The sequence below is a fragment of the Bacteriovorax stolpii genome (assembly GCF_002872415.1).
Classification (GTDB): domain Bacteria; phylum Bdellovibrionota; class Bacteriovoracia; order Bacteriovoracales; family Bacteriovoracaceae; genus Bacteriovorax; species Bacteriovorax stolpii.
This window is the reverse complement of sequence record NZ_CP025704.1, coordinates 2,733,657-2,755,918: the sequence shown is the minus strand read 5'-3', so window position 1 is coordinate 2,755,918 and position 22,262 is coordinate 2,733,657. Positions and strand designations below refer to the sequence as shown.

At 39.3% G+C, this 22,262-nt stretch carries 20 protein-coding genes; 15 read left to right on the top strand and 5 right to left on the bottom strand.

Going from position 1 to position 22,262, the window contains the following annotated elements:
- Nucleotides 1-170: 170 nt before the first annotated feature.
- The gene (locus tag C0V70_RS13585; RefSeq protein WP_102244404.1) at nucleotides 171-1,382 is read left to right on the top strand and encodes an MFS transporter; all 1,212 of its coding nucleotides are present in this window, start codon (nucleotides 171-173) and stop codon (nucleotides 1,380-1,382) included.
- An 8-nt stretch (nucleotides 1,383-1,390) separates the two neighbouring features.
- Here the strand turns inward: C0V70_RS13585 and C0V70_RS13580 are convergent, their stop codons facing one another.
- Entirely contained in the window at nucleotides 1,391-2,212 is an 822-nt protein-coding gene (locus C0V70_RS13580; protein ID WP_102244403.1) for a hypothetical protein, read from the bottom strand.
- A 190-nt stretch (nucleotides 2,213-2,402) separates the two neighbouring features.
- Here C0V70_RS13580 and C0V70_RS13575 point away from each other — a divergent pair, with 190 nt between their 5' ends.
- The 5 genes from C0V70_RS13575 (at nucleotide 2,403) to C0V70_RS13555 (ending at nucleotide 8,008) form a co-directional block, all read left to right on the top strand.
- Nucleotides 2,403-2,978 (top strand): SCO family protein, encoded by a 576-nt coding sequence (locus C0V70_RS13575; RefSeq protein ID WP_102244402.1) that lies wholly within the window; start codon nucleotides 2,403-2,405, stop codon nucleotides 2,976-2,978.
- A gap of 9 nt (nucleotides 2,979-2,987) precedes the next feature.
- A complete protein-coding gene (locus tag C0V70_RS13570; RefSeq protein WP_102244401.1) occupies nucleotides 2,988-3,398 on the top strand; it encodes a copper chaperone PCu(A)C in 411 nt (136 codons plus the stop codon).
- 94 nt (nucleotides 3,399-3,492) lie between these two features.
- Nucleotides 3,493-3,921 (top strand): MerR family transcriptional regulator, encoded by a 429-nt coding sequence (locus tag C0V70_RS13565; RefSeq protein WP_102244400.1) that lies wholly within the window; start codon nucleotides 3,493-3,495, stop codon nucleotides 3,919-3,921.
- Nucleotides 3,918-6,182 (top strand): heavy metal translocating P-type ATPase, encoded by a 2,265-nt coding sequence (locus C0V70_RS13560; protein ID WP_102244399.1) that lies wholly within the window; start codon nucleotides 3,918-3,920, stop codon nucleotides 6,180-6,182. Before C0V70_RS13565 ends, C0V70_RS13560 begins: the two co-directional genes overlap by 4 nt.
- 68 nt (nucleotides 6,183-6,250) lie before the next feature.
- The gene (locus C0V70_RS13555) at nucleotides 6,251-8,008 is read left to right on the top strand and encodes an ABC transporter substrate-binding protein (protein WP_102244398.1); all 1,758 of its coding nucleotides are present in this window, start codon (nucleotides 6,251-6,253) and stop codon (nucleotides 8,006-8,008) included.
- Here the strand turns inward: C0V70_RS13555 and C0V70_RS13550 are convergent.
- Nucleotides 7,962-8,873, bottom strand: coding sequence for an EamA family transporter (locus C0V70_RS13550; protein ID WP_102244397.1), 912 nt, complete (start codon nucleotides 8,871-8,873; stop codon nucleotides 7,962-7,964). The two genes, C0V70_RS13555 and C0V70_RS13550, sit on opposite strands and share 47 nt — an antisense overlap.
- Before the next feature lie 93 nt (nucleotides 8,874-8,966).
- Here C0V70_RS13550 and chrA point away from each other — a divergent pair, with 93 nt between their 5' ends.
- The 4 genes from chrA (at nucleotide 8,967) to C0V70_RS13530 (ending at nucleotide 13,490) form a co-directional block, all read left to right on the top strand.
- Nucleotides 8,967-10,139 carry a chromate efflux transporter gene (gene chrA / locus C0V70_RS13545; protein WP_102244396.1) on the top strand — a complete coding sequence of 391 codons (1,173 nt, stop codon included), beginning with the start codon at nucleotides 8,967-8,969 and terminating at the stop codon, nucleotides 10,137-10,139.
- Between the two features lie 190 nt (nucleotides 10,140-10,329).
- Complete coding sequence (locus C0V70_RS13540; RefSeq protein WP_102244395.1) at nucleotides 10,330-10,953, top strand: hypothetical protein; 624 nt, start codon at nucleotides 10,330-10,332, stop codon at nucleotides 10,951-10,953.
- A 25-nt stretch (nucleotides 10,954-10,978) separates the two neighbouring features.
- Nucleotides 10,979-11,677, top strand: coding sequence for a DUF1554 domain-containing protein (locus tag C0V70_RS13535; RefSeq protein WP_208107730.1), 699 nt, complete (start codon nucleotides 10,979-10,981; stop codon nucleotides 11,675-11,677).
- Nucleotides 11,678-11,786: 109 nt separating this feature from the next.
- A complete protein-coding gene (locus C0V70_RS13530) occupies nucleotides 11,787-13,490 on the top strand; it encodes a sensor histidine kinase (RefSeq protein WP_102244394.1) in 1,704 nt (567 codons plus the stop codon).
- Here the strand turns inward: C0V70_RS13530 and C0V70_RS13525 are convergent.
- Nucleotides 13,476-14,102, bottom strand: coding sequence for a response regulator (locus tag C0V70_RS13525; protein WP_102244393.1), 627 nt, complete (start codon nucleotides 14,100-14,102; stop codon nucleotides 13,476-13,478). The genes C0V70_RS13530 and C0V70_RS13525 overlap by 15 nt on opposite strands.
- Before the next feature lie 139 nt (nucleotides 14,103-14,241).
- On the bottom strand, nucleotides 14,242-14,973 hold the full coding sequence (locus C0V70_RS13520; protein WP_102244392.1) for a hypothetical protein: 732 nt from the start codon (nucleotides 14,971-14,973) through the stop codon (nucleotides 14,242-14,244).
- A 178-nt stretch (nucleotides 14,974-15,151) separates the two neighbouring features.
- On the opposite strand from C0V70_RS13520, the gene C0V70_RS13515 reads away from it, so the two are divergent.
- Nucleotides 15,152-16,024 carry a M48 family metalloprotease gene (locus C0V70_RS13515; protein ID WP_102244391.1) on the top strand — a complete coding sequence of 291 codons (873 nt, stop codon included), beginning with the start codon at nucleotides 15,152-15,154 and terminating at the stop codon, nucleotides 16,022-16,024.
- A 34-nt stretch (nucleotides 16,025-16,058) separates the two neighbouring features.
- Nucleotides 16,059-17,591, top strand: coding sequence for a phosphoenolpyruvate carboxykinase (ATP) (locus tag C0V70_RS13510; protein ID WP_102244390.1), 1,533 nt, complete (start codon nucleotides 16,059-16,061; stop codon nucleotides 17,589-17,591).
- A gap of 45 nt (nucleotides 17,592-17,636) precedes the next feature.
- Here C0V70_RS13510 and C0V70_RS13505 read toward each other — a convergent pair whose 3' ends face one another.
- Complete coding sequence (locus C0V70_RS13505; protein ID WP_102244389.1) at nucleotides 17,637-17,858, bottom strand: hypothetical protein; 222 nt, start codon at nucleotides 17,856-17,858, stop codon at nucleotides 17,637-17,639.
- A 196-nt stretch (nucleotides 17,859-18,054) separates the two neighbouring features.
- Between C0V70_RS13505 and C0V70_RS13500 the strand changes: the two genes are divergently transcribed.
- The 3 genes from C0V70_RS13500 to C0V70_RS13490 all read left to right on the top strand — a co-directional run bounded on the left by C0V70_RS13500 (nucleotide 18,055) and on the right by C0V70_RS13490 (nucleotide 21,980).
- Nucleotides 18,055-19,284 (top strand): hypothetical protein, encoded by a 1,230-nt coding sequence (locus C0V70_RS13500; protein ID WP_102244388.1) that lies wholly within the window; start codon nucleotides 18,055-18,057, stop codon nucleotides 19,282-19,284.
- Nucleotides 19,285-19,355: 71 nt separating this feature from the next.
- The gene (locus tag C0V70_RS13495; RefSeq protein ID WP_102244387.1) at nucleotides 19,356-20,666 is read left to right on the top strand and encodes a hypothetical protein; all 1,311 of its coding nucleotides are present in this window, start codon (nucleotides 19,356-19,358) and stop codon (nucleotides 20,664-20,666) included.
- A 126-nt stretch (nucleotides 20,667-20,792) separates the two neighbouring features.
- Complete coding sequence (locus C0V70_RS13490) at nucleotides 20,793-21,980, top strand: caspase family protein (protein ID WP_102244386.1); 1,188 nt, start codon at nucleotides 20,793-20,795, stop codon at nucleotides 21,978-21,980.
- Nucleotides 21,981-22,262 lie beyond the last annotated feature (282 nt).

Here is a 22,262-nt window from a genome sequence, read left to right as displayed (position 1 = left end):
AAACTAAAATGTATTTTCAGTGCTTTGGCCTTAAGAATCTGTCTAAACTTCAAACAGATGTAAAACTTTTAATATTCCCAAGATATTGAAAATAAAGGTAAATTATAATGTGTTTTGGTGCTTAAATAGGCCAGATAATAAGAGATACTAAGCCCCCGAAGGAATAATCTATGAACGACTCTAGTCGAAATAAACTGATGGCCATTTTTCTGATCGTCTTAATTGATGTCCTTGGGATGACTATTATGCTGCCACTTCTTCCTTTTTATTCGGAAAGATTTGGAGCAAGCCCTTTTGTTGTCGGGCTTCTTGTTTCATCCTATGCCATTTGCCAGTTTATTTCAGGACCGATCCTGGGTTATTTGAGCGATAAGTATGGTAGAAGACCTGTACTTATCTTTAGTCAGATTGGAACGTTTATTGGATTTTTGATTCTCGCATTCTCTCAATCTTTAACCTGGATTTTTATCTCGCGAGTCATTGATGGTTTGACTGCCGGGAATATTTCAACGGCCCAAGCTTATATTGCCGATCACACCTCTCCAGCTGAAAGAACAAAGGCGATGGGGAAGATCAGTATTGCTTTTAGTTTTGGTTTTTTTATCGGGCCCGCCATCTCGGCTTTCTTAATGAATATCAGTATGCGTGCTCCAATTCTTTTGGCGGCGGCATTGTCTCTGACAAGTATTATCGCCAGTTATAAATTCTTAAAAGAAAATCCAAGAGAAGTGATCCCAGAAGAAAAGAAGATCATTAAGAGAAATAGGAATCCATTTTCATTTATCATGGATAACTTTAGTTACTTGAAGAATAAAAACCTTCAGAGTTTATTCCTGCAGATCTTTTTATTTTACCTGGCTTTCTCAGCGTATATGTCAGGGTTTGCTTTATTTGCTGAACGACAGTTGCATTGGAAGGGAAACATCTTAAATCCCAATCAGATTGGTTATGCTTTTACCTATTTTGGATTAATCGGAATTATCACTCAGCTCCTGGTTCTGGATTTTGCTACTAAAATCTGGAAGGATTTAAAAGTCATAGCTATTTGCTTTTTCCTTTGTGTGCTTGGATATCTACTTCTGTCTCGTATTCATGATGCAATCTTCCTGGTGTTTACGGGACTTCTCATCTCGATGGGAAGTGGTTTAATCAGACCGCTATTAATCAGTGAGATCTCTAAGAATGCAAATCCGGCAGAAAGGGGGAGAGTTATTGGAGTGAATCAATCCCTTCAGTCAGTAGCGCAAGTTGTTGCGCCGATGTTTAGTACGTATTTAATTCAAAGGTCACTGCTTAGTATGTGGCCGATTGCTTCGGCGGTTTTGAGTTTTCTGGGATTGGGTTTTACTCTGTTTCAAATGAAAAAATTAAGTCTTAAATAAGAAATTTTTTATAACCCCAAAACGGCACCCATCATTGAATCACGTTTGCTGATTTCTTCGATAATAGGTAGGCGAACTTCATCCGGTAGATCACCAATCGCACTGACTGCTTTTAAAAGTCCTGGAGCATCTGAAAGCGCCACGAAGTAAGGGGTTGAGCTCATTGAAAGAACTGAAGTTAAAATAAAACGGCGTGTTTGGTCTTTGTCTCTTAAAATGGAGTCACCAACCGTCAGGTAATCATTGGGGATAGTTGTTCTCGGATCTTTAATCAACTTTCCACGCGTATCTACTAAAGGCATATGCCAGTAATAAAAACTTCCGCCCCAACCGGCAAGATCCTGAATATTTCCAACTTTCATGGCAGCAGTGATATCTCTGGCTAGAATGTTTTGAAGAGGAAGGACTGCTTTGTTAAGCAAAATATCTCGTAAAACATTAACGGCGATATTGTTGGAGACTTTTTGCAGGTCGGGAACATCTCGGTCGGCAATTTGAAGCCCCATCGTCGTGTAGGTCCTGATCATGTAAGAAGAGGAGCCTGCACCTGCGTTGATGTCGGAAGCTTTTTGAAACCAGAAGAGTGTGCCGTCGTCGACTTTTGGTTTCATTATTTTCAGTTGCGAATAAATATATTTATAAGCTCTCGGAAAGTTTTTTGGAATAAATCTTCCTTGTGCATTAACGACAATACTTCTTAGGATGAAAATTTGTTGCCTGTTTAGAGAGATTTTTGTTCTGCGCTCGATTTTGCCAAGGCCGTTAGTTAGTTCGCGGGCATGAAGAGTATTGGTAAATGAAAGAGCAGTGAGTAGAAGTAATGTTTTCATTGGAGATCGTGTAGCACCTGGAACAGCAAATGGCCGGAAGGGTTATATTTTTTTCATAGGGAAAAAGGCTTTTTGAAGAAGATTTATTGAGTTTTCATTGGACGCAGGCTAAGGTGCAACAAATAATGGCATTATCTAAACTAATTATTTAGGAAATAATGCTCGAAGATAAGCAATTCAGGGATCAGTTATGAGTCGAGACAATTTGAAAAATATTACTCTCACGGTTTTACTCATGGCCGTTTTCATCTTCTCCTACCTCTACACAAAAAAAGACAGAAACTATCATGCTTTTTCCCAGACTGTTCAAACTCCATCTGGCGAAAAACGCTTCTCTGATATCACTAATGGGAAGCCTTCTCTTTTATATTTTGGTTTCTTAAATTGCCCTGATGCCTGCCCGACAACTTTTAGTATGATGTCCAGAGTGTTTAAAGAGTTGGGGCCCGGTGATTTAGATAAGTTTAATTTTATTTTTATCGATCTTGATCCAGAAAGAGATACGATGGAGAGACTGGTTAATTACTCTTCTTATTTTCATCCCAAGATTCTGCCAGTTGTTGTTCCTTTGAAAGACTTAGATGCATTTACCAGATTTTTTGGAATCGCTTTCATGAAAGTAAAGTTAGAATCGACAATGTCTTATACGATTGATCATTCTGTCGACGTAGTGGTGCTGTCAAAGGAAGGGAAATTTTTAGAACTTCTTCATCATGATGCACCTAAAACTGTTGTCCTTAAACGAATAAAAGATTTAATCAAATAGGAGAGTCCAATGAAAATATTAATTGTCTTGTCTGCATTTTTTACTCTTGAAGCTTTTGCGGCTTCAAAGATTCAGATTAAAGATGCTCATATAAGACTGACTCCTCCGGGGGCTTCCACAACAGCAGCTTTTGCAACAATTGTAAATCATACAGATAAAGATGTTGAACTTTTGAGTGTTGAAGGGGATTTCGCCCAAGCATTTGAGCTTCACGATATGGATATGAGTGGAGGGGTGATGAAAATGAGGAAGGTTTCAGCTATCCAGATTAAAAAATATGCAACTGTAGAATTAAAGTCAGGAGGTTTGCATATTATGATTTTTGACCTCAAGAAGCCTTTAAATAAAGACCAGAAGTATAATTTAAAGTTTAACTTCTCCAATAAAGAGGCCTTTCAAATTCAAGTTCCGGCCAACTGATCTTGACCCCCGTGGTCAATTTCTTGTGTATTCACTCATTTAAAATTTATTTTAATGTTGAAACCGTACTTAGGTACGGGTGTACAATTAAGATATGAGAATATCTAAAACACAACATGAAGCTTTCTACACTATCGGTGAACTGGCCGAAAAAGTAGGAGTGAATGTCGAAACGATCCGTTTCTATGAAAGACAAAAAATTATCTATCAGCCTAAGAAAGACACTGGCCGGAGAAAATACTCTGCGGAATTCGTAGAGCATTTAAAGTTTATCAAACAAGCTCAAAAGGTTGGTTTTAGTTTAACTGAGATCAAAGAGTTTATGAGTTTGAAGTTAAACCCCAACAAGAGCTGTATCAGCATCAAGAATAAAACATCAATGAAGATTGATGAAGTCACTGATAAAATTAAAAACCTGCAAAAAATGTTAAAACTTCTTAAGAAGTTTGAATCCAAGTGCGACGGAAATGAAAGCACTGAAAAGTGCACCATTCTCGATGGATTAAAGGAAATGCAATTATGAGTTCAGATCACACACATTCACATAAAAACCATGATCACGGTCATGATAGCTGTTGCGCTCCGGCACCTAAACCTGTTCATAAGCATGCTCATGATAATTGCTGCTCAGCTGAGACACCTTTAGCCCCCCAGAAGGCCCTGGCCGCAAGCAACGATGAAATTTTAACAAAATTTAAAGTCGCTAATATGGATTGTCCTGATGAAATTAAGGCTATCAATGAGTCGCTTAAGATGACAGGAGTCTTTAAGATTCAAGCAAATCTCATGTCTGGAACTGTCGAGATCTTACACTCGCCAGATATTCATAAAAGCTTTCTGCGCAAAAAAATTGATTCTACTGTTGTTAAAGTACTTGATGATGAAAGTCCTTCAACCATAGGGCAAAACCAAAAGAGAATCTGGACCGTCGCCATTTCAGGTGTTTTGTTATTAGCAGGACTTGTCCTGCAGTGGATGAATGTTGTCAGTGTTTTTGAAAGTATTTTGTTATTGGTTTCAATCGTTTTAAGCGGAAGTTTAGTTTTCCCTAAAGCACTAGCTTCGATCAAAAGAAAATACCTGGATATGAATGTCTTAATGACTGTTGCTGCGATTGGTGCGATTGCGATTAAAGAATACTCTGAAGCCGCTGCTGTTGTTTTTCTTTTTGCTTTATCTGAATTGCTTGAGAGTCTAAGTGTTCAGCGCGCTCGTAGAGCGATTCAGGAGTTGTTAAAAATCGCTCCGCAAAAAGCACTGCTTATTTTAGAGGATGGATCAACGAAAGAGGTTGAAGCTTCTGAAGTTCAAATTTCACAACTCATCAGAGTTAAGCCGGGTGATGTCATCCCAGTAGATGGAGAAGTCATAAAAGGACATTCATCAGTTAACCAGGCCCCTTTAACGGGCGAGTCACTTCCGGTGGAGAAATCTCAAGGGGAAACAGTTTATACGGGGACGATTAACCAAGAGGGAAGTCTTGATGTAAAAGTGACCAAAGCTTTTAGTGATACCAAAATCTCTCAGGTTATTAAGATGGTTGAAGAGGCCCAGGAGCATAAAGCTGTAAGCCAGAAATTCGTTGATCGTTTTGCTGAAATTTATACACCGGCCGTTTTAGTGGTGGCGATTTTAACTTTTCTTATTCCACCGGCCTTCTTTGGTGGAAGCTGGCATGACTGGCTTTATAAATCACTGGTTCTTTTAGTTATTGCTTGTCCGTGTGCTTTAGTTATCTCTACTCCAGTTTCTATTGTTTCAGGTCTAACGGCCCTTGCTCGCAGAGGAGTGCTGGTTAAAGGTGGAGTTGTTTTGGAGTCTCTTGGGAAAATTAAGGCCCTTGCTGTGGATAAAACCGGGACGCTGACAGAAGGAAAACTAAAAGTAGAGAAGGTCGTTACCTTCAATTCATTTAGCGAAAAGCAGGCCTTAGAAATTGCCAGAGCTATGGAATCTCATTCAACTCACCCGATTGCTCAAGCGATCGTGACGTATGCGGATGATAAAATCACAGAAAAGAAAATTGTCGATCGTTTTTCAACAATTACCGGCTTTGGAGTGGAAGGAATTATCGAAGGACATTCATACTTGCTTGGTAATCACCGTTTTGCTCACGATGTAGGAATTTGCACACCAGAATTAGAAAATAAATTAAGAGAATTAGAAGACGAAGCGTATTCCATTGTGATCATCGGGCATAAGCCTCATGACAATTGCAAAGGTGAAGTTCTATGCATCCTAGCGCTTAAAGATGCGATTCGCAAAGAAAGTAAAGATTCTATTCTTGAGCTTAAGGCCTCTGGAGTTGAGAGAGTGATTTTGTTAAGTGGGGATAACCAGAAAACGGTTTCTTCTTTAACCAAAGATCTGCCTTTAGATGAAGCTCATGGAGAGCTTCTCCCGGAAGATAAAGTTAAGCACATTGAGAGTTTAAAAACAAAATATCAGTCTGTTGCCATGATTGGTGATGGTATTAACGATGCACCTGCGATGGCCAAAGCTTCCATTGGTATTGCTATGGGATTTGTGGGTTCTGATACGGCGATTGAGACTTCAGATGTGACGCTGATGACAGATGACTTAAAGCAAGTTTCAACAGCGATTAAGGCAGGGCGAAGAACACTTTCGATCATTCAATTCAATATATTCTTTGCATTGGTTACGAAGGCGATATTTTTAGTCCTGACATTATTAGGGTATTCTAACCTTTGGCTTGCAGTGGCCGCAGATACGGGAGCGGCACTATTAGTTATCTTAAATTCTTTGAGACTTTTAAGGATTTAACAGGTGACAGAGACTGACCTCTTGGTATTTACTATTTCAATAGTAAAATAGTTTACCAAAGAGAAGTCATGTCACTTAAAAAGCTCATTACAATTATTGTTCTTTCATCTGCTGTTTTCGTTTCTTCTTGCAGCAAGAAGCCTAATCTTACAGAGAGGGTTTTAAACGTAACGGCCCCAAGTGACATCAAGGGATTTGACCCGATGATGGCCAGTGATGTGGGGTCAGCAGCACAAATTGCCAAGATTTATGAAGGTCTTCTGACTTATCATTGGTTAAAACTCCCTTATGAGCTTATTCCTAATCTCGCTGAAGAGATGCCGACTATTTCTAAAGACGGTATGACTTATACATTTAAGATTAAAAAAGGGATCTTCTTTCAAGACGATGCTTCCTTTCCTAACGGCAAAGGAAGAGAGCTTACGGCCATGGATTTCGTTTATTCGATAAAGCGCCATGCCGATGCCAAAAATCAGTCAACTGGTTGGTGGCTATTTGATGGGAAGATCCAAGGTCTCAATGAGTGGAGAGAGAAGTACGCTAAACTTCCAACGGTTAATTATGATGACGAAGTTGAAGGGCTTAAAGCGCTGGATAAATACACCTTGCAGTTTAAACTTGCAAAAGTGTTCCCACAGTTTCTATATGCTCTAGCAATGCCTTTTTCTTATGTCGTAGCTAAAGAAGCTGTCGATAAATACGGGAAAGAGTTTATCAATCACCCGGTAGGAACAGGGCCTTACGTACTTCCTGTTTTTGATCAAGGAAAACGTTTAGTTTTTACTAAGAACCCAACTTTTAGAGAAAAGTTTTTTCCTACAGAAGCTTCCCCTGAGTTTAAGCACATGCTGGTGGATGCGGGAAAGAAGCTTCCTTTTTTAGATAAGATTGTAGTCGACGTTATGGTTGAATCTCAACCTGCTTGGTTAAAGTTTAACAAAGGAGAAGTGGATTACCTGAGCATCCCAAAAGATAACTTCAGTGCCACAATTGTTGATAACAAACTTTCTCCGAGCATGACAGAAAAAGGGATTTCATTGGCCATCACTCCGGCCCTTGATGTTTATTTTTATGGTTTTAATTTTGATTACAAAATTTTTCAAAACATCAACTTGAGAAAAGCGATGAGCCTTGCTTTTGATCAAGCGATGATGAATAAACTTTTTTATAATAATACAGGTGTTCCGGCCGAATCTTCAGCACCTCCCGGAGTTGCAGGGAACATTCCTGGTTTTAAAAATCCATGGAAGGGACCAAGCTTAGAGCTTGCTCGCCAAATGCTTGCACAGGCCGGATACCCGGATGGGAAAGGTCTTCCTGAAATTACTCTTGATACATTTAGTTCTACTTCTGCCCGCCAGAAAGCAGAGTTCTTCCAGAAGCAAATGGAGAAGATTGGAATCAAGATAAAAGTGGTGACTAACCTGAATCCAGAGTTACAAGCTAAAATTAAAAAGAGATCTGTGATGATGATTGATTACGGATGGATTGGAGATTACCCGGACACAGAAAACTTCCTACAGATTTTCTACGGACCAAACTCTGCTCCAGGGGCCAACAGCGCTAACTATAACAACCCGGTGTTTAATAAAATGTACGAGGTTGTGGCCAAGATGCAAGATTCACCTGCGAGGACAAAGCTCTATGAAGAGGCCAATAAGTTTCTTGCGGATGACGTCGTTGCGATTTTTACCGTCCATACTCAAAGCTATATGCTTCAGCAGAAGTGGGTTAGAAACTACCACGATAGCGATTTTATCTTCGATTTCCATCAATATATTAATGTTGATCTGAAAGAGAAGGCCGAGTGGATGAAGAAGTTTTAATAAATCTCAGCCCCAAAGCTCCTAAAATGGTTAAGGCCCCGACAATTTGTTGTGGGCTTAACACTTCCTTGAAAATGATGGCCCCCCACATTGTCGCCGAGATAGGCTCCAGCATCATGATGACTGAGAACTCAGTGCTTTTAATTTTCTGTAAAGCGGCCAGCTCAAGAGTCAGCGGAAGAATGGTGCAAATAAACGCAATCCCGAGAATGGTGAAGAGTTGAAAGTGGGAAAGCGTATTCATACCAGTAACATTTGGATGATAAAAAACAAATAAGGCCAGGGCCCCAAAAGTAATCACGTATAAAGAAGATGCAAGCGGAGGTGTGCCGTTTTGATATTTTTCTGAAAGAAGAATGTAAGCAGCATAAATAATAGCTGAGGCCAATCCTGAAATCACTGCCCAGAATTCTTTGACTTCAATATGGCCACCAAGAAGCAAGACCAATCCAACTCCACCGATGATCAGGCAGAGAACTTCCTTTTTCGTAATCTTATTTTTTGTAAAGAAGTGAGAGAAAAGGCTGACCCAAAATGGGTAAGTGTAAAGAATAAGCACGGCCGTGGTTAGACTCAGTCCCTTAATCGCACTAAGGTAGGTAATAGACATCGCTGCATAGCCAAAGATTCCAAGCAGGGCAAAGATACCAGTTTGCTTTAAAGGAATTTTAATCCAGCGCCTCTTGAAGAGTAAAACAACAATCCAAAGCAGAACAGAGGCCATAAAAAAACGATAGGCCATTAGTTCGCCGACTGAAAAGCCAGAACTAAATCCCCATTTCCCAAAGACGCCCAAAAGCCCAAAGGCCAGTGCGGTAAGAGAGGCCTGAATTCTACCAATTGCTTTTTGTTTATTTGCTTCCATCTGTTGGTATTATAGAATTGTTTTAAGAGAAATGGATTTATTTTTTCTAGGTCATTAGTAGATGATAAAAGAATTTTTAATGGAATTTGACAGATGACGTTGCTGGAAGTTTTTTTTACTTTCTTGCGTTTGGGGCTTACATCCTTTGGCGGACCCATTGCTCATCTGAGTTATTTCCACGATGAGTTTGTAAAAAAGAAAAAATGGATTGAAGAGCATTCGTTTGCTGACCTGGTCGCCCTTTGCCAGTTTCTTCCAGGACCCGCAAGCAGTCAGTTGGGAATAGCCATTGGTTTAAATCAGTCTGGTTTCTTGGGGGCCTTAGTAGCATGGATTGGTTTCACTCTTCCATCGGCCATTTTACTTATCATGTTTGGGATGGGAATGACCCATTTCAATTTGCAATCTCATCAAAATGTACTTCATGGCCTGAAGGTTGCGGCAGTATCAGTAGTGGCACAAGCGGTCTATGGAATGTGGAAAAAATTATGTCCAGATAAGACACGTTCTTTGATGGCCATCGCTTCATGCGCATGTCTATTATTTTTTACAGCGCCTTTCGTCCCTCTCATTGTCTTAATCGTCGCTGGAGTGTTTGGAGCTTTCTTTTTTCAATCAACATCACAACTGCCACATCTTCCATTTAAAGAAAAATTTGGTCGCAAGCTAGGTGCTAGCTGTCTCATCATTTTTTTTAGTATTCTCCTTGTGTCGCCATTTTTACGCTCTGTCTATCAAGCTCCATTTCTTATGTTATTCGATAGTTTTTTTAGGGCCGGCTCTCTCGTTTTTGGCGGAGGCCATGTGGTGTTGCCATTACTGCAGGCCGAAGTTGTCACTCCTGGTTGGGTTTCAAAAGATCTATTCATGGCAGGATATGGACTGGCACAGGCGATTCCTGGACCACTTTTTGCTTTTACTGCGTATCTTGGGACAGTTTCTTCTCTTTCTTTTAATGGGTGGAGTGGAGGACTCTTTTGCTTATCCGCAGCTTTTCTCCCTTCATTTTTACTCATTGCCGGAGTTTTACCTTTTTGGGAAAAACTCAGAACATATGATCGAATGAGGAAAGTGTTGTTAGGAATCAATGCTTCTGTCGTTGGTATCTTGCTTGCTGCTTTTTTTCATCCCGTGTGCTCGAGTGCTATTTTTAATCTGAAGGATTTTTTAGTGGCCTTGATTGGATTTATTCTTCTGGAAAAATGGAAAGCTCCTTCATGGGGAGTTGTTATGCTCTCTGCTCTCATCAGTCTCATTATCTTCTAATAATAACAGAGCAAAAAAATCAAAAAAATAAAAAAAGTTTCTGTAGTCCTTTTGGAGGACAGAGGAATTTTTGTCGCATGTTAGGCTAGTACACGCGAGTCAGGATCTCCAGGATTAGGATTGATCTTGTTTGCTCGGTATTCATGGAAAGTATTGATCATCATTGTCCGGAAATAGGAGGTTTATCGGTATGAGGAAGCGTCTAATATCATCAATTTTTACAGCACTATTATTAATCTTATCATCCAATGCCTATGCGGCCTTTGGTGCAAATGGAGCTTCAAGCTCTCCGGTTTTCTTTTCTGCTGGAACAGGACTCTCTATGGGGACACTGGCCGCTTCAAATCTTAATCTTGATTCTCGCAGCATGGTCGTTTACGGCCTGAACTCAGATTTAGGAATGAGATTTGGAAGTCTAAAAGCTGGTCTTGGAGTTGAATACAACTTTTGGATGCAGCTAAAAGATCCTGCGGATCTTGGTGGAACAAATGCTCAAGGGAAAGAGTTCTCTCTTGCTCCGGTTGTCGGTTATGACTTTGGGATTTTTAGCCTTAATTTACGTTACTACCTTTCTTCAAAATACACTTTTGATAAGGCCGATTCATCAGGAAACAAACTTGCCTTTTTAAGTCCAAAAACTTCTTTTGCTGTCGATGTAAAAATTCCATTTAAGAGTGGAACGCCATATATCGGCCTTCATTATAAAAAAATGGAGTATGGAAAAGTTGATGTAGGTGGAACTGAGTCAGATCTTGCTTCTGGTAATGAAATGACGACATCTTCATACGGTGCTTCTGTGGGATTTGCTTTTTAAGAAATAAGAAAAGGGAGAATGATTTATGAGTAAAAATATGAAAAGAATGTTAGTGGTTTTAAACCTTTTAGTACTTGCCAGCTGTATTCAGAGTAAAGGGAATGCACCTTCTCTATCATCAGATGATTCTTCTGGTGGAGGCGGAGGAACAACGACGCCCGCTGAATGTGGTGAAGGTGGGGATTGCCGTATGTTTGTCACTTCGGCAACTATTATTAATGGTAACCAGGGCGCAAGTGCAGCCGCTGCCATTACGACCTTAGATAGTCTTTGTAATAGCGATTCAAACAAACCTTCGACCGGAACTTACAAGGCGCTGGTTGCTTCGGATGCGCGCAACCCAAGTACTGACTGGGTTCTATATCCTAACCAGGCCTATGTCCGAAAAAATGGAACGACTCCGATAGGGACTACGACGGGAGCTTCTGTTTTTAACGGAACACTTACTAACGCTGTTGTTGATATTGCGGGTAATTATATAAACTGGATGACTGGGATTGATATCGATGCAAGCGGAAACTGGAGTGGAAGCAATACAAACAATACTTGCATAAACTTCACATCGTCTTCAGTGACTAAGTATTTTGCTTATGGACGTCCTACAACGTCGGCCGATGACCATTTTGGTTATAACCCTCAGACCTTGCAAAACGTTCACTGTAATCTTTCCGACCAAGGTGACGTCTCAGATGAAGATCCACATATTCTCTGCGTAGAGCAGTAGAACCCATGCGCTCGCATGCTCAAAAAGATATTATAAAAGATATTTTCTTGGGCATGCGTTTTTGCTATTCTTGACTCTCTTCTAAATTTATTTCAGGAAAGGGTTACTTGTGGGTCTTACGATATTTCTAGTGTTATGTAATATTGCAACTCTCGTTTTTACCACAATTACCATTCTTCAAACATCGCGCCTGTGGAGACTTAAGGCCGTGCGCTGGCTGATTCTTGTCTCAATCATTATCTTGGTCGGTGCCTTGTCTCTCTTGGGGGTTTTAGTTGCCCAAACCTTTGAAGAGAAAGTTCTTTTCTTTAAAATGCGTATTTTGGGGACACTTTTTTTAGCCCCTTGCTGGCTCTTTTTTGTTAATTCAGTGTTTGAGCGTTGGGATTGGCTGAACAAAAAAGGGGCCATGGCGATTGTTTTTCTTCCTTGTATTGTTAATTTTATGATGATGCTCATTCCATCAACTCAAGCTTTACTTTTTTATGACTTCAGACCTTTCCATTACCTTGATGCCTCTATTATCACTTTTAAATTAGGCCCAATTTATAGTTACTTTTATCTCTGGTCGATGGGGATCATGTTCCTTTCTTATATCATCAGTGGCATTAGTTTTGTTAAAAGCAAAGGACAGCGCAGGTATCAGGTCCTGGCACTCAATGTTGGTCTTGGGGTGGGGATTGCTCAAAAAATCATTGCCGATATTGTTCATTTCCCAGAAGGAGTCGAATTTGTAGGGTTTACTTTATCTTTACTACTCACCATCGTGGCCATCATCTACACGGTTCTTCGCCATCGTCTTTTAAGCGTTGTTCCGTTAGCAATGGAGAGGATCTTCCATGAAATGCCTGATCCCATATTTGTTATAGACGATGAACACAGAGTCATGGCCATTAATGAAAAAGCTAAATCGTTTTTTAATCTCCCGGAGAATTATCTGGGAGATCCAATTGAAAAACTTTTACCCGAGATCCCTTTGGAGCCGGGAGAGGTTGTCGTGAACGGAAAAGATCAGAGGTCACAGTATTTTCACCTGGCACTGGAAAAGATAGAAGATGGAAAAAGCAATTCTCCGGGAACTGTTGTTTTCTTTCGTGACATCGGAGAACAAAAAAATGCAGAAATTCGTCTGCATGAAGGCATGGAGTTTCGTGCCCGTCTCCTGGCCATGCTGGCCCATGACCTAGCGGGGTTTGTTGAGGCCCAGTCATTGATTGCTTTTACTCTACAAAAAAATCTTGGTTCAGAACACCAACAGCATTTTGATTTACTAGAGAGCACTTCGATGGCCTCCCATAATTTAATAAATAATGTTATGGAATGGGTAAAGAAACAGCCAGCACAGTTCCAGTTAGTCAGTAAACCATTTGAACTCACTGTTTTGATAAAAGATATTATTTCTTCAATGGAGAGTCGTTTGGTTCTTAAGAGAGTTGAGGTGGAGTTCCTCTCATCACATCAGCAGTTTTTCATTGATGGCGATCCTGAAATGATAGCTTCGGTATTAAGAAATATTCTCTTTAATGCTCTTCGCTCAACAGCGCCTGGGAAAAAAATTTATCTTTCGGTTGGTGAAAATCAAAAACAAATTGAAATTAAGGTCCGGGATGAAGGGCAGGGAATTAACCAGCAGGAATTAGAAAGGATTTTGGAAGCTTCTAAACAATTTAATCTTGCAGGTGTTTCAAAATCACAGGGCACAGGAATAGGTCTGATGTTGGTTCGCCACTTTATTTCTTTACACCAAGGGGATTTTAAAATGTCATCAACCCCAGGAGAGGGAACAGAGGTCGTAGTCTCAATTCCTCTTTAGGTACCATGAAATCATTTCGGCAGAGTTCTTGGCCCCACTTTTATTCATGATGCGAGCTTTATATGTTTTGATGGTCGAAAGAGAGCAGTCCATTTCCTTGGCGATCTCTTCACTTGTGTGACCTTTACTCATGAGTTCTAAAACTTCATACTCGCGTGGTGTCGGCGTCGCTTGAGATTGATCTTTTAAAATAGAGGTGACAGAGGTATCGAGGTAAGTTTTGTCAGTGTTGGTCTGAATAAAATTAAGTGCCTCTCCTAAATTCTTGCCTGTTCCCATTTTTCTTAAAATTCCGCAAACTTTAAGTTGATAGACTTGTTTGAGAAGATGGGGTTCGTTTTGTCCGGTGAGGACAATGATCTTCGTTGTAGGGGACATTTGGCGGATCTTTTTTATGACCTCAATGCCAGAGATGCCTGGAAGACCTAAATCAACAATAAGTAAATCAGATGATTTTTGGGTAAACAGTTCTAAAACCTTTTCGCCAGTAGAGGCCTTGCGAATGTTCAGGGGGCGAGAGCTGTGTTGACTAAGCAGCATTTCAACGCCGATAGCACTCACATAGTGGTCATCACAGATGATGACATCGGAAAATTCATAAGACTCTTTCATTGTGAAATTGTAGCGATTAAATGGAATGACTTCAAGATGCTGGGAACAAAAATATCGAATGAAGGTGGGTTTTAAGGTCTTTAGGAAGCCCCACCTATAAAGTGGGGCCTTTGAAGCTCAATAGACAGGTTAAAGATTCTTATTCAAAAAGTGGCTTATTGTTAAAGAAGGTGTTCACTGATCTACCATCCATAACACGCACATGAAGAAGGACTTTATCTGCTTCAAGGTTTTGTGGAACTTCAAATTCATAAGTAAAAGGAATCATCTTTTTAGGACAATGTGTTCTTACTTGTTTCATTGTTGGAAGAATCGAGTAAGTGTCAGTTCCATTGTCTTTTATGACAATTTCTTTTAATTCAAAGCAATCACTTGGGTTATAACCCTGCAGTAAGACTTTCCTGCTGTCATCATCCGCTCTCACAACTTTGTCGACATTTGCATAGACAATTTCTTCGTTAGCGTTATTTCTACTTTCAATTATGTTTAAATTGCTAAATTTCTCCCACTGAGTGGATTCATTAACGGCCACCACATAAGGGCCTTTATCCAAAACACCGATGTTTACATACTCAACATATGGAATTTTGATATTTACACAAAAGGCCAGGCCATTATCTTTTCTATTTGCTTTCATCGCTACTGCAATTTTACCATTTTTAACAGTCACAACTGACTTAGGTGCTTTGTAGCAAAGATTCGGTAAGTAGCCAGTGATTGCAATTTCGGCATTATCGTTAGTGTCAAAACCGGCCGGAGAGTAAACGTGCTCGACAGGGATGCTTGTTTCGAAAGTATTTGGCAAGGCAGTAAAACCAAGGGCAGGAACAAGAGCGAGTGCAGTCCATAGTGCGTTGTTGAATAATTTCATATAACCCTCCTTTAGGGTGTTGTTTGGTATAACAGAGTCTTTATATGTTAGTTGTGATGGTCTTAAGCTGATTTAGAATAGGTTTTTGAATGATTGTGTAGAGGTTATAAAATGAGTAAATTCATGGTAGGCGCAAATAACATCATGTTACTTATCCCTAAATATGAAGGAGTGCCTGATGAAAAAAAAGATATTTCTTGCCTTGATGCTAGCTCTACTCGTTTCTGAAAGTTCTCACTCTGCTCAATATAAAAGAGGTGCGGAATCTTGCTTTCCAATCTCAGAAATAAAATATGAAAAAGGACTTAAATCTTTGGGAAGTGGTCTTTCTGAAGAGGAATTCAATCATGTCATTGCGAGTGCTCTGACTGTAATGTCTCCGGAAGTATCGAAGCTCTTGAATAAAAAGCTTATAATTGAAAAAGACTGGAATAATGCAGTTGTAGATGCTTATGCCACAAGAGATGATTTGAACAATCCGGTGGTGGTTCTGAGCGGTGGTTTGGCAAGACATCCCCTTATGACTAAAGATGCATTTTTGCTTTTAATTTGTCATGAAATTGGGCACCACTTAGGTGGAGCACCTAAAATATTAAGAGGAAATTCTGGTCTAAGGGGTTGGTCGTCGGCCGAAGGGCAGGCCGATTATTATGCGACTTCAAAATGTCTTCCTCTTTTTTATAAAACGGGAATCGATGTTAAGGAATTCGATACGGATCAAGATGCAGGTGATTACAAAACAGCACTTTCAAAATGTAGAGATAATACTTGTGCTCGTATTGTGTTGGCCGGGCTTAGCGTGAGTCGATTTTTTGCTTCGTTGGTCTCAGGAACGAGAGAACCTCAGCTTCAGTTAAGTGATAATACAAAAGTTCAAAAGACCATTTATAATCATCCTAATCCACAATGCAGACTGGATACTTATTTCTCAGGCGCTATTTGTGAATTAGGTAAGGATGTGCCATTTGATCTTAGCGATCCTAAAATTGGGGCCTGTACAACGGACTCAGGAGCCCGACCAGCGTGTTGGTTTTATGAAAAAGATTTTTAGTCCATATTACTATTTATGTTAAGGAGCATTTAGAATGGTTAAGCTTGATTTTACTCCGAAGAAGTTATTAAAAAACTCCCACAAGTCGTTACTTATAGAAAAGGCCTTAAAGAGAAATGAAGGACATCTTGGGCCAAACGGTGAATTTGTCATTACCACAGGCGATCACACGGGAAGAGCTGCCAATGATAAGTATGTCGTTCTAAATGAATTGTCAGAAAATAATATCTGGTGGGAAAATAATATAAAAAAAATGGATCAAGAGGTCTTTGAAGCACTAGAACGTGAAGTTTTGAGTGCCTTAAATAATGCAGAAGAAGTTTTTAGTACAGATCGCTCTATTGGTTCACTCTCACACTTTTCATTAGGTATTGAGTTTTTCTCAACAGAAGCATCCTCAGCTCTTTTTACGCTTTATATGTTCAAGCCTTTTGCTGGAAAAGGTAAGCACAACGATACTTATAAAATACTTCATGCGCCCCATTTAAAGGTGGATCCCAAGAAATATAACCTGCGTTCAGAAACAGTGATCGTTACTTGCTTCAAGAAGAAAACAACGCTTATCATTGGTACTCAATATTCTGGAGAAATTAAAAAATCAATGTTCTCTACAATGAATTACTTGTTGCCTGATCACGATATTTTACCAATGCATTCAGGGGCCAATCAAAATGTGGCAGGAGAAAGTTCTGTCTTTTTTGGTCTCTCTGGAACAGGGAAGACAACGTTATCCACAGATGAGGGACTACTGCTTATTGGTGATGATGAGCACGGAATGTCTGATCGAGGGATTTTTAATTTCGAAGGAGGCTGTTACGCTAAAACATATAAACTTTCGCCTTCAACAGAACCTGAAATCTTTAATGCTTCCACTCAGTTTTCTTCTTATTTAGAGAACGTAAAGCTCTCTGACGATAGGGAGCAGATTGATTTTTTTGATGATTCAATTACTGAAAATGGACGCTCAAGTTATCCACTAAGCTTTATTAAAAATAGAGTGGTAGATGGTGTAGGTAAGCTCCCTAAAAATATCTTCTATCTTTCGGCCGATGCCTTTGGAGTATTGCCTCCCGTAAGCCTATTGACTTCCGAGCAGGTTATGGACTTTTTTCAGCTGGGCTACAGTGCGAAGCTTGCAGGAACAGAGGTTGGGGTAAAGGTGCCAGAAGCGACTTTTTCAGCGTGTTTTGGAGCTCCTTTTATGCTTCGAAGGCCAGAAGTTTATGCAAATTTATTAGGAAATATGATGGCCAAACACGATATCAAAGTATGGCTGATTAATACTGGCTGGTACGGAGGAAGTTATGGAACAGGAACAAGGTTTCCTCTGAAAACCACCAGAACAATCATTAGAGCAATTCAAGCAGGAGAGCTTGCAAATGCCCAATTTGTTAAAGACGAGTATTTTGACCTTAAAATTCCTGTGACCGTTAATGGGGTGGAAACCTCTATCCTTTCTCCTGCCAATGCCTGGAGTGATAAGGAAGCGTATAAAACAACAGCGAAAAAACTAGCTGAGGGTTTTAAAACGCAATTGCTAAAATTGAGAGGAGATTGCTCTCTATAGAATACAGAAAAAACCGTAAGTGTACCGGTGAATGAAAAGACAATTTTATTCGTCAAACACACATTTTAAATCATTTCCATGGTTATCAGAACCAAAAATTATTGATGGAATTGCCATAAAGAAACGACCAGTTTTGCACATTCCTTCATTCCATTCTACTGATTTAATTTCTTCTAATTTACCATTTGAAAGTTTAATTTTAAATTCATCTCTATCAACGCATGAAGAGGTTCCTCCTGCAACATACTCGATAGTAGATAAAATCATACCATGCGACCATAAATTAAATTAATTAGGTAAAAGGGGCCAATGAATAACTGAGTGAAATGGTTTTTGTAACATTGATTGGTTTTGTCACAATTTTAAATGGGTATGTTGCTGATAATGCCTGAATTTTTTAGACGAGGATTAAATGTTACGACCTGTATAACCGACATGACGATGAGAATATTTAGGGGGACGAATGAAAAATATTGTATTTCTTCTTAGCATGTCATTGTTTGGATGTGCCTGGACTCAACCGACGCTTAATAATCCAGTAGCAGTTGAGACAAAAAAGAACTCTCGTCTGCCAAGCTCATATGATGCCTGTGCTGAAGCAAGTGACACACAAGGTGGGGATAGTATTTTTAGTATTTGCTCAGGCGACAGGGCCTCTGTTAATCAAAGAACAGGGACTGTTATTGGAGTTAATCCAAGAAAAAAACAAGTGACTATTAGATTTGAAAGCGGAAGCATCGAAACTGTTGGTATTGAGTATGTGACAGCCAATAAGGGCTGCTATCTTAAGTATTGTGCAGATGACAGTGGGGCCGTAATGCAAAGGGCCGGAGTCATTATTGGTGTAAACCCAGTCACTAAGATGATTTCTCTTCGTTATAACAGCGGGGTCATTGAAACCGTTTCAGCTCAACATGTTTCAGTTGGTAAGGGCTGCCTAAGAGGATACTGCGTAGGAGAGCGTGCAGCTATTAATACTCGCGTGGGAAGAATTATTGGAGTTAACCCTATTAAATATTATATTTCTGTTATGCTTGATAGCGGCGTTATCGAGTCAGTATCTCAGGAGTACGTAGCTGTAGGGAAGGGATGTTTAAGTGGTTATTGCGTAGGGGATCGCGGAGCTGTCGGTTCTCGTGCTGGAAAAATTGTTGGAGTTAACCCACTTAAGAATGAAATTGCACTAACATTCGATAGCGGAGTCTCTGAATCCGTTCATATTGACAATGTTTCGGTAAATTCTCTGTGTTATCAATATTCAGCAAATGACTACCGTCGTGACGTTGAGACACTTGAGCAGTTTACAGAAACATTTACAACAGACGATAGACAAGAAGCTGAACTTGAAAGAGCAAGAAAAGAAGCTGCTAAAAAACCAGTCGAAGTAAAAAAAGAGCCTGCTTACATTCCAGCGGGACCTGAAAAAAATCCTGGCTATCTTCCTATGGGACCTGGTGCAAAAGATCCAAATGCACAATTCTGTTACTTGAGATCTACACAGCAAAAGTGTGAAGAGCTAAATGGTATTTGTCAGTGGATTCCGCCGACATCTTCTTACTGCCAAGCTCGTCCGGGGTCAACAGATCCAAACGCAATATTTTGTTCGCACAGATCATCACAACAAAAATGCCAGGAGCTTTCTGGAGTTTGCGAGTGGACTGGACAAGCGAGTGGATATTGTCAGGCAAGATAAAATTTAAAAAATTAAAAAGGGCCTGCTTTAAGCGGGCCTTTTTTAATAAACGAAACTTGTAAGGGACATTTATGAAGACTTTCATTCTTTTATTTTTAACAATGGCCTCTGCTTATTCCCAAGATAATTGTGGATCGTCAGATAAAAGAAATATGGTCGATCAGCTTGATTGTTTTTGCGGCTCAGGTGATAAATCTGTTGTTCAGCAGAAAATAGATAAACTTGGGGTTCTTCGCTCTGAATTTGGAAAGCGAAATGAGAATGACTGTCATTCTGCAATTGTTAAAACTTTATTTTCTGTAAAAGATAATAAAATTAGTTCAGACGTCTCTAAAAAATTGAAGTCATTAAATTATTCAGATGAACAGATTGATAAAACATTAACTCCAGTAATAAAGCGAGTAGAGGCAGCTAAGCTCATTAATAGTGGAAGTTGTTCTAAGTCGTCCGTTTCGATCAGTATCTGGCCCTTTAGTTATAAAAGTAGTGTCTCAGAAGAATGTAAGGCCATAGATAAAATGGACCCGAAAGAGCGCGAAGCTGTGATGACGCTTGCAATTTTATCTACTGACCCATTTAGTAAAGGGCAAAATTCTTTTACTCCTCAATTTAAAGAATTAGAAGACGCAAAGACACTTGTAGAGAGTTACCCTGAAAATCGTATTTCAAAATGTTTAGGATTAACAAAGTCTATTGAAGGAACTGTGGAATGTAGTACTTCTAAAGCAGATGATACCAAAATTGAGAATTGTACTCTGCTTGGAGTGGGACCGACAAACTCTATAAAATGTCTTCAAGGAGACATTGATGCGACAGGAATTAAAGCATGTAAGTTTTTAGGTTTTGGTGAAGTCAATACGATGAAATGCCTGGACATGAAACCAGATGTGAGAGTCGCGGAGTTGTGCAAGTTTTTGAAGTTTGGAGAAGTCAACACTATCAACTGTCTTAACCTAAAACCTGATGAAGAAGTTGCAAGAGGATGTAAACTTCAAAACTTTGGAGAAGTGAATACGCTTAGTTGTCTTAAATTGAAACCAAGTAAAGAAGTTGCAGAATCTTGTAAAAAATTAAATATGGGTGAGGTCAACGCTATTAGGTGTTTAACAATTAGTCCGGAAAGTAGCATCGCTTCAGCATGTAAAAGTTTAAATCTCGGCGAATTAAATACGATGGCCTGTTTACAATCAGGAGCATCGCCAGAAAAAATGCATCAATGTGGATTAAAAAATTTATCAGAGCTGCAAACACTTGCTTGTCTTAAGCAACCACTTAATGAAAAACCTGCAAGCGCTCTGGTGATTGATATACCAAGGGCACCTAAAGAATTAGTGGATGAGAAATCAGGAAGCACTTTAAAAGCTAACGATGTTTCTAAGTAGTACAATTGGAATGTTTAGAAAATGGCAAAAATTTCCCATTAAATAAGAATCGTAAAAATAGGAACTCATCTATTCTATAATTGATAGTAACTTATCGTTTATATCAGTTTAGCAATGGATAGATGTATGTGCTTTAGAAGTTTGCTCGTTTTACTATTCATTTTTTTTGGAGCGAAAAATATCTACGCTCAAACTGAGTGTATTGTGGTCAGTGGTTTTTCACGCGATTCAAATGGCTCTTTTTATAAAGCTAAAGAATATCTAGATAAGTACAAACATTGCAAGATTGTTTCAAAGTGGTCTGATGTAAATCCTACCTCGGTCCCTGGTTCTGATGTCTTTATTATGCAGCTTTCACACGGTCTTGAAGGGGGAGTTGCCTCTCTAGATTCTGGAGATACTCCACCAGAGAAGATATTTGATAAAATCAATGATCTTTCTTCAAAGTACAAATTAGGCGTATATGTAGAATCCTGTTTTTCAGGTGATTTGCTTGGAAAGTTTTTGACATCTCCTGAGTATGTACAAAAAAATACCTGCTTGATGACAGCTTCGGTATTAAATAGAGAATCGTACGGCGGTGATAAGAGCAATGTTAAACTTCTTTTATCTCAAGAGAAAGAATTCACACTTTCAAGCTTTTTTCAGAACCATATGAGGCAAGGGCTCATTTCTGGCGCAAGTTGGGAAAATTCAGGTTTTTTAGATTTAATGTTAAATGCATCAGTAAATTTGAATTTAGAGCGAATGATAAATGATCTTCTTGCTGCTCCTTCAGATCTAAAGTGTAAAACAACGAAGACTGTACCAACTGGAGTAAAGGCCATTTGCAATGGTCTATCTGGTAAAGAAGTAACAAGCATTGCGAGCTTGGTGCTGTCAGAAGAGCTCAATGCTCAGTACCCTCCGGAAACGAGGGCCTTGTTTCAAACAAAAAAGTATAAGGCAGGAATGGTTAAAGTTTTAACTGATATGCCATATTTTAAAGCGAATTCAAAAATTAAAAGTATCGTCTCTCAGTGTATGAAATCCAAAACTCCTGTTACTTGCATAACCGAAAATACACTGCCTGGTGATTGCAGTTTAAAAAATGAGAATGTTAAAAAAGATCTTGGTAAGGCGTTACTAGGTGTGCATCCTGATATTAGATTTGGCGTATTTGACTTAGGTATGGAAAATGATCCGGCCGCAATGCTTTATCATTTTTCTCAATTCTCCTTAAGGAATGAAATCTCGATGTCTAAAAATGATCAAGTTAGAAGAGAAGCTTGTGATTCGTTTAAAATTTCATGGCAGACAGAAAAGCGGCCTTAATCAGGTAATTCAGTTCGTTGATAATGTTTTGAAAGTAAGAATGGAGCGGGTCAGGGCAACCTGTAACCACTTGTAATTATTGATAGTTTTGTGTGTTGGTAAGGACAGGTAAGGGAATTTTTTCATATTTATAATTGGTACAATTATTTTTTAATTTTACATAGCTAAAGTCATTTTCACATATTAAAACACAAACAGAGACGGTTCTGGGCGCGGAAAGGCCTTGTCAGAGAAGGCTCAGGAGGCTAGTAAAATCGGAACGTTAAGGTTCCGACTTAGATG